This is a genomic window from Mesorhizobium sp. M0496, assembly GCF_040321205.1.
Taxonomy (GTDB): domain Bacteria; phylum Pseudomonadota; class Alphaproteobacteria; order Rhizobiales; family Rhizobiaceae; genus Mesorhizobium.
Window position 1 is genome coordinate 64,256 of the sequence record NZ_JAMYRC010000035.1, and the last position, 7,292, is coordinate 71,547.

General features: G+C 61.4%; 8 protein-coding genes. 4 read left to right on the forward strand and 4 right to left on the reverse strand.

The window, feature by feature from the left end; all coding sequences use genetic code 11:
• Positions 1–14: 14 nt before the first annotated feature.
• The gene (locus NKI73_RS25075) at positions 15–578 is read right to left on the reverse strand and encodes a DUF192 domain-containing protein (protein ID WP_352633556.1); all 564 of its coding nucleotides are present in this window, start codon (positions 576–578) and stop codon (positions 15–17) included.
• Positions 579–729: 151 nt separating this feature from the next.
• Complete coding sequence (locus NKI73_RS25080; protein WP_502905602.1) at positions 730–1,326, reverse strand: cold-shock protein; 597 nt, start codon at positions 1,324–1,326, stop codon at positions 730–732.
• 218 nt (positions 1,327–1,544) lie between these two features.
• Between NKI73_RS25080 and gloA the strand changes: the two genes are divergently transcribed.
• The gene (gene gloA / locus NKI73_RS25085) at positions 1,545–1,985 is read left to right on the forward strand and encodes a lactoylglutathione lyase (RefSeq protein ID WP_352633560.1); all 441 of its coding nucleotides are present in this window, start codon (positions 1,545–1,547) and stop codon (positions 1,983–1,985) included.
• Between the two features lie 130 nt (positions 1,986–2,115).
• Entirely contained in the window at positions 2,116–2,409 is a 294-nt protein-coding gene (locus tag NKI73_RS25090) for a DUF2218 domain-containing protein (protein WP_352633561.1), read from the forward strand.
• Positions 2,410–2,467: 58 nt separating this feature from the next.
• On the opposite strand, the gene NKI73_RS25095 is transcribed toward NKI73_RS25090, so the two are convergent.
• Positions 2,468–3,028, reverse strand: a complete 561-nt coding sequence (locus NKI73_RS25095) for a DUF1697 domain-containing protein (protein ID WP_352633563.1) — start codon at positions 3,026–3,028, stop codon at positions 2,468–2,470.
• Positions 3,025–4,281 carry a threonine ammonia-lyase IlvA gene (gene ilvA, locus NKI73_RS25100; protein WP_352633565.1) on the reverse strand — a complete coding sequence of 419 codons (1,257 nt, stop codon included), beginning with the start codon at positions 4,279–4,281 and terminating at the stop codon, positions 3,025–3,027. Before ilvA ends, NKI73_RS25095 begins: the two co-directional genes overlap by 4 nt.
• 455 nt (positions 4,282–4,736) lie before the next feature.
• Here ilvA and NKI73_RS25105 point away from each other — a divergent pair, with 455 nt between their 5' ends.
• Both NKI73_RS25105 and NKI73_RS25110 read left to right on the forward strand, forming a co-directional pair.
• Positions 4,737–5,810, forward strand: coding sequence for an alpha/beta hydrolase (locus NKI73_RS25105; RefSeq protein WP_352633567.1), 1,074 nt, complete (start codon positions 4,737–4,739; stop codon positions 5,808–5,810).
• 143 nt (positions 5,811–5,953) lie between these two features.
• Positions 5,954–7,117, forward strand: a complete 1,164-nt coding sequence (locus NKI73_RS25110; RefSeq protein WP_352633568.1) for an alpha/beta hydrolase — start codon at positions 5,954–5,956, stop codon at positions 7,115–7,117.
• The last annotated feature ends 175 nt before the right edge of the window (positions 7,118–7,292 follow it).

Here is a 7,292-nt window from a genome sequence, read left to right on the forward strand (position 1 = left end):
ACCAGCCTGACCACTCAACCACCGCCGCTATTGGGCGCATCGCCATTGTCGGCGGGCAGCATGCCCGGGCCGGACACCGTGCCCACGGCCGGATGGCGCAACAGGTCGCCATACTCGATGCCGTTCCTGGCGGCAGTGCCGGCCTTGAGCTCGAGCACGAAGCGCACGGGGACACCGGGCGAAACTACGGCGTCGGATTGCGGCTCGCCGTGCTTGATCGCCCGGATCTTTCCGTCCTGGCCGACAAAGACCAGATCGAGCGCCATCGGGGTGTTGTGCATCCAGAAATTGACCTGCTGCGGCATCTCGAACACGAACAGCATGCCGTGGTCGTCCGGCATGTCCTGGCGATACATCAAACCGGCTTCGCGCTCCGGATCGGTGTCGGCGATTTCGATGGAAAAAGAGCGATCGCCGCCTTTCGTCACCACAACCAGTGGCGCCGGATCGACCGGGAGAATCATCGCCCGGCTGTCCGCCGAGGTCGGCCGGTCGGAATAGAAGAAAACGCCTGCGGCGACGATGACGGCGATCACGGCGCACATCACGCTCGCCGTCAGCCAGTTCCTGTGAGCCATTCAAAATCCTCGACCGGGAAATCGTCCTAGACCATGATCCCGAAAAGTGGAACCGGTTTTCTCAGACAAACGGAAACCGCTTGTCCAGAGATCATGGTCAAACAAGGAGGAAATAGAGCCCCATCCCGATGCTATCGGGATGGATCAGGCTCTAGTGCGAGACCGGCAAGGTCCCCATATCGGGGTGAATTTCGGCGGCCATAAGGCCTTTATCGCCGCGTCCGAAACGAACCAGCACGACCTGCCCAGGCCGAAGCTCGGTGATGCCATACCGGCGCAAGGTCTCCATGTGGACGAAGATGTCCTCGGTGCCCTCGCCGCGGGTAAGAAAACCAAAACCCTTGGTGCGGTTGAACCATTTCACCAAAGCGCGTTCGAGACCGCTTTCCGGCGTCACCGCGATATGGGTGCGCTGCTCCTGCATCTCGGCCGGGTGAACCGCGGTGGTAAGATCCATGGAGAGCACCCGGAAGGCCTGCAATCCGCGGTCGCCATGCTTGACGAGGCAGACCACGCGCGCGCCCTCCAAGGCCGTCTGAAAGCCATCCTTTCGAAGACATGTCACATGGAGGAGGATGTCGCCCGAAATGCCATCATCCGGGAGGATGAAACCATAGCCCTTGGCCACATCGAACCACTTGATGGCGCCGGCAATTTCGAGCAGGCCGGCGGTGTCGCCGCCTTCGTCACGCTGCAAGGCGTCGCCAAGGGGTCCGTCCCGCCCCATGAAAGAGGCCTTTTCCCCCATAAGAATGCCCCCTCTTTTTCAAGAACACCGCAACTGATTCTTGACACCAGATTAACACCGCGGCTTCCCGTGTGTGCAAGACCTGACGTGCCTTTTTTCACGGTTCATTGCGGGAATACCGGATTTGTTCTTTGCCGGCATTGCGCACTGCCGCACGATTGCCCTTTGACGGGGCCGACCCTATGTTGCACCGCAACGCAATTTATCGAGGAAATCACATGCGCTACCTCCATACCATGGTCCGCGTCGCCGACGTCGATGCCTCGCTCGATTTCTACTGCAACAAGCTCGGCCTCAAGGAGGTGCGCCGCTACGAAAACGAGCAGGGCCGCTTCACGCTGATCTTCCTCGCCGCATCGGAAGACGAGCAAAGCGGCATCGCCAACAAGGCGCCGCTAATCGAACTGACCTACAATTGGGATCCGGAAGACTACAAGGGCGGGCGCAATTTCGGCCACCTCGCCTATGAGGTCGACGACATCTACGCCACTTGCCAGCATCTGATGGACAATGGCGTCGTCATCAACCGGCCGCCGCGCGACGGCAATATGGCTTTCGTCAAGTCGCCGGACGGCATCTCAATCGAGCTTTTGCAGAAGGGACCGGCTAAGCCCAAGGCCGAGCCCTGGGCCTCGATGCCGAACACCGGTACCTGGTAGCGATCACGCCATCTTGAGTGGGGCGGCCATGCTGACAAGCCGGCCGCCTTTGCCGTTTTGATCGACGGCACCTATCTACCTGCCTATCGCGCCTGCCGGTAAGGCCGGCGCTTGCCAGGAGAATTCATTCATGCCGACCAGCCGTGCCGATGTCGCCACCGAACATGCAAGCCGCTACCTGCAGCAATTGTGCAAGCATTGGGCGCACAAATTTCCGGTCGAGTTCGATCCCGCCCATGGCACCATCGATCTCTCAATGGGCCGTACAGTTCTGGACGCAGACGCGGGCGCCCTTCATATCGCGGTGACGACTGACGAGGGCGGCTCGCTCGAGCGCCTGGAAAGCGTCGTCGCCGATCACATCAAGCGCTTTGCTTTCCGCGAAGAACTGACCTTCGACTGGAAACCCGCGCCGGCGGCGTAAGTGATTATTTGAGCATGACCTTTTCCGAAAACCGGCATCCACTTTTCAGGATCATGCTTCACTTCCCACCGGCCTGAGCGGCCATCTCCAGCAGCGCCCGCACCGAGCGCCAGTTGCGCGCGGTACCCGGCACTTTCAGCGTGCGCGGGATCAGCCCGGCAAACACCGATTTGCCCAGTCCGTCCGGCGCGCTGAGGTAGAGCACGTCGCCCTTGATCTCGAAGCGTTCGGGCCCGGTGCACTTTTCGGCCAGCCGCGCCACCTCGTCGGCGGTCGGCTCGCGCTCCAGCACATAGGCGTGCAGCTTCGTGTGGTCCGCAGCCACGTCTGGATAGGGATTTTCGTTCACCAGCCGCTCGAACCATGAGAGATCGCGTACCATGATGCGCGAATAAAAACCCCATTTCTTCTCGAAGGCTGCTTCGATCTGTTTCGTCAGCGTGACCGCATCGCCCTTTTTCGCCCGGAACACGGCATTTCCGCTCTGCACATAGGTGGCGACATCGGAAAAGCCGAGATCCTCGAAGAACGACCGCAACTCCGCCATCCTGACGATGCGGTTGCCGCCGACATTGATGCCGGAAAACAGCGCGACGAAGATTTTTCCGGCACCACTCATATGATGAACCCGGCCAATGTCTCGTTGTCGGTGATGTCCTGGTACTGGACGCCTTCGGCCTCGAAATTCGCCTTGAGCAGGTCGAAATTGCGGCGGTCCTTGGTTTCGATGCCGATCAGCACCGAACCGAAATTGCGCGCCGATTTCTTCAGATATTCGAAACGGGCGATGTCGTCGTCGGGCCCGAGCATTTCGAGGAAGTCGCGCAGCGCGCCCGGCCGCTGCGGAAAGCGGATGATGAAGTATTTCTTCAGCCCCTCGAAGCGCAGCGCCCGCTCCTTGACGTCCGGTAGTCGCTCGAAATCGAAATTACCGCCCGAAACCACGGCAACGATGGTCTTGCCCCTAATCTCCTTCCTGGAGAAATCCTTCAGCGCATCGATCGCCAGCGCGCCGGCCGGCTCCAGCACGACGCCCTCGACGTTGAGCATCTCGATCATGGTGGCGCAGAGCCGGTTTTCCGGGATCAGCCGCACCGTATCGGCCGGAAAATCCTTGAGATGCCGCAACGGCTCGCGGCCGATTTCGGCCACCGCCGCGCCGTCGACGAAATTGTCGACCTTGGCGAGTTTGAGCCGTTTTCCCGCAGCGAGGCTCTCGCGCAGGCTCGGCGCGCCGGCCGGCTCGCAGAAGACGAAGCGCGCTTCCCGGCCCTGCTCGGCGAAATAATGCGTGACACCGGCGGCAAGCCCGCCACCGCCAACCGGCAGCATGATGATGTCGGGCATGCGGGCGCCCGGCATTTGGTCCGCGATCTCATAGGCAACGGTCGCCTGCCCCTCGATAATGTCCTTGTGGTCGAAGGGCGGCACCATGTGGGCGCCGGAACTTTCGGTGAATTCGAAGGCAGCGCGATAGCAATCGTCGAAAAAGTCGCCGACCAGCCGGATCTCGACGAAATCACCGCCGAACAGCCTGGTCTTGTCGATCTTCTGCTGCGGTGTCGTCACCGGCATGAACACCACGCCCTTCTTGCCGAAATGGCGGCAGACGAAAGCAAAGCCCTGCGCATGGTTGCCCGCGGACGCGCACACGAACAGTTCGGCCTCGTTGCCCGCCGCCAGCGTCTTGCGGAAGAAATTGAAGGCGCCGCGGATCTTGTAGGAACGCACCGGCGACAGGTCCTCGCGCTTGAGCAGCACCCGCGCGCCGGTCTTTTTCGACAAATAATCGTTTTCCTGCAGCGGCGTTTCCGGGAAGATCTGACGGATCGCGGCAGCAGCGGCAGCGACGCGGGAAGAAAAACTGTTCATTGGAAAACCACCTCGCGCCGCATGTCGTCCGCGGACCTCTATCATTGGTTGGGCCGCGCACCGTCAGCTGTTGAACGCCGTGACATGATGCAGCTCGATCCCGCCTATTGCATATCCGGCCTCGCGACGCCATCGTCCCGCCATTCCTGTCCTTTCGCAACGGGAATTCACGAAAGTCTTGCAAGCACTTGGAGGCGTTTGTTCATGCTTTCCGCAGCGGTTGGCTAGAAATCCATGTCCTTACCGGAATCGGCGCGTCGACGGTGGATGTCGCTCATTGCACGCACCAGGGGGGCGTTCCTCCCGCCATTTTGGCTTTCGCGCAACAGTGCGGTGGCCGCAGCCGCGCGCTGATCACATTTCGACTGGACACGACTTAGTTCCGCCGCACTCTCACTGTCCGGGAGGTGTCGCGGGGGTAGATAGGCCTTTCGGCCGGAGTTGGAATTTCAAGCGTGCCTTTGAAGAAGATCTTTACCGTTGTCCTTGCCTTGTTCGTCACCGGCTGCGCCGGCTCGCAAACACAGGAACTGCTGGGTAGCGCCATGGTGTCCGCCCCGGTGACGGAGATCGCCGGCAACCACAGCATCTTCATCACCACGACGCGCAAGAAATCCGACGATCCAAACAAGGTTTTCGACGGCGAACGCTCGGCGACGCTTAACTACGCCCGCGTCAACGTCACCGTTCCGGGGATCCATGAGACCGGCCAGATCGAGCGGCGCTCGCGCGGCAAGTCGGACGACCCGGCCAAATATTTCATGGCTTCCGAAGTCGTCGGCTACGACACGCAGCCGAAATTCTCCAGTGCCCTCAACGCCGACATCGCGGCGCGTGGCGGCCGCGTCATGGTCTTCGTGCATGGCTACAACACCGGCTTCGACGCCGCCGTCTATCGCCTGACCCAGATTGTCCATGATTCCGGCTATCCCGGCACGCCCGTGCTGTTTTCCTGGGCATCGGGCGCCAGGACCACCGACTATGTCTACGACAAGGAAAGCGCCAGTGCTGCCCGCGACCAGCTGGAAGTGACTCTCAGGATGCTGCAGCAGTCGGGCGCCCGGCGCATCGACATCGTCGCCCATTCAATGGGAACCTGGGTGACCATGGAAACGCTGCGCCAGATGGCCATCAGCGGCGACCGCGATCTCGGCGGCAAGCTTGGCGACGTGGTGCTGGCCTCGCCCGACATCGATGTCGACGTGTTCAAGAGCCAGATGCGGCGCTATGGCAAGCCCGACAAGCCGTTCATCCTGCTGTTGTCCGACGACGACCGCGCACTGAGGCTCTCCGGCCTGATCGCCGGTTCGCGGCCGCGCGTCGGCGACTACAAGGATGCCGCCGATCTTGCCTCCTACGGCGTGACGGTCGTCGACCTCTCCAAGGTCAAGGGAAGCGACAGCTTCAACCACACGAAATTCGCCGACAATCCAATGCTGGTGAAGATGATCGGCCAGCGGCTGCGCGAGGATGACGGCTTTGCCAGCGACCGTGACGTGACCGACCGCATCGGCCTGCTTGGGCAATAAATGCGGTGCCGCGGTTTTAACCGTGCCTGTTCACCATTGCGGACGCATGGACTCTTTTTGAACTGGACCGCGCCGGCCTCTGGCTTTATCGGAATAGCCAGCGACGTCATGCGTTTGACGTCCCCCTTTGCGGGAGCCAGCGTGTGACCGTGCGGTCGAAGAGCTACCTCGTCGTTGCATTCGCGCTCGCCGTCACCGGCTGCGCCGGCCGGAATGCGCATGACCTGCTCAACAGGACGACGGTCTCGGCGCCCGCTTCTGATATCGCGGCCACACATGAGATCTTCGTCGCCACGACCCGCCAGAAGGCAACAAAGGATCCACGGCAGGTGTATGACGGCGATCGCTCGCTGACCACCAGCTTTGCCCGTGTCGACGTCACCGTTCCGAAAAGCCATCAGGTCGGCGCCATCGAACGGGCCAAGGGATCCGCAAACAGCAATCCGGCCAAGGATTTTACCGCCAAAGACGTCACCTTCTACGAAGGCGCGCCGCAATTCGCCAAGGCGGTCGGCGCCGACATCGCCATGCGCGGCGATCGTGCGCTGGTTTTCGTGCACGGCTTCAACAACGGCTTCGATGACGGCATCTACCGGCTGACGCAGATCGCGCACGACACGAAATATCCCGGCACGCCGGTGCTGTTCTCGTGGGCGTCGAGCGGCAAGACCACCGGTTACATCTACGACAAGGAAAGCGCCAACGCGGCGCGCGACGACCTCGAGGCGACGCTCAGGATACTGGCCAAGACCAAGGTCAAGAGCATCGACATCATCGCGCATTCGATGGGAACCTGGGTGACCATGGAGGCGCTGCGCCAGCTCGCCATCACCGGCGATCGCGATCTCGACGGCAAGCTCGGCTATGTTATCCTGGCCTCGCCGGATATCGATGTCGACGTGTTCAAGAAGCAGATGATCCGCTACGGCAAACCCGACAAGCCGTTCGCCATTCTGCTCTCCGGCGACGACCGCGCGCTCAAGCTTTCGTCCCTGATCTCCGGCGACAAGCCGCGTGTCGGCGACTACGGGAACGCCGCCGACCTTGCCAGCTATGGCGTGTCTGTCGTCGACCTTACTCAGGCAAAGGGTGGCGACCGCCTCAACCACGCCAAATTCGCCGACAACCCGATCATGGTGCAATTGCTCGGCGACCGGCTGCGCGCACCGGCGGGCCTCGCATCGGACGAACCCGGCCCGACACAGCTCAACAATATCGGTCAAGGGCTCGGCAAAGCCGTCGGCTCGGTCGCCGAGATCGTCATCACCACGCCGTTCAAGGTTCTGACCATCGCCACCGGCGGGTGAGCTAGCCACCAGCTAGGATTGGTCGAGATTCAGGTCAGGCCGAGCCGAAAATGGTGGTTTCCGAGAACCGGAGCGGAGCGTACTTAAGTACGTGTTGGGGTGGACGGCCCCCGACGGCATCATGATGTGCCAGAATGAGGTCGTTACAGATCTCAAGCAAGGGAGACCGTCCGTG

Bases quoted from the DNA above. Each gene is read 5' to 3' on its own strand.
- NKI73_RS25090 (WP_352633561.1), top strand. From the start codon at position 2,116: ATGCCGACCAGCCGTGCCGATGTCGCCACCGAACATGCAAGCCGCTAC.
- NKI73_RS25075 (WP_352633556.1), bottom strand. From the start codon at position 578: ATGGCTCACAGGAACTGGCTGACGGCGAGCGTGATGTGCGCCGTGATC.
- ilvA (WP_352633565.1), bottom strand. From the start codon at position 4,281: ATGAACAGTTTTTCTTCCCGCGTCGCTGCCGCTGCTGCCGCGATCCGT.
- gloA (WP_352633560.1), top strand. From the start codon at position 1,545: ATGCGCTACCTCCATACCATGGTCCGCGTCGCCGACGTCGATGCCTCG.
- NKI73_RS25080 (WP_502905602.1), bottom strand. From the start codon at position 1,326: ATGGGGGAAAAGGCCTCTTTCATGGGGCGGGACGGACCCCTTGGCGAC.
- NKI73_RS25095 (WP_352633563.1), bottom strand. From the start codon at position 3,028: ATGAGTGGTGCCGGAAAAATCTTCGTCGCGCTGTTTTCCGGCATCAAT.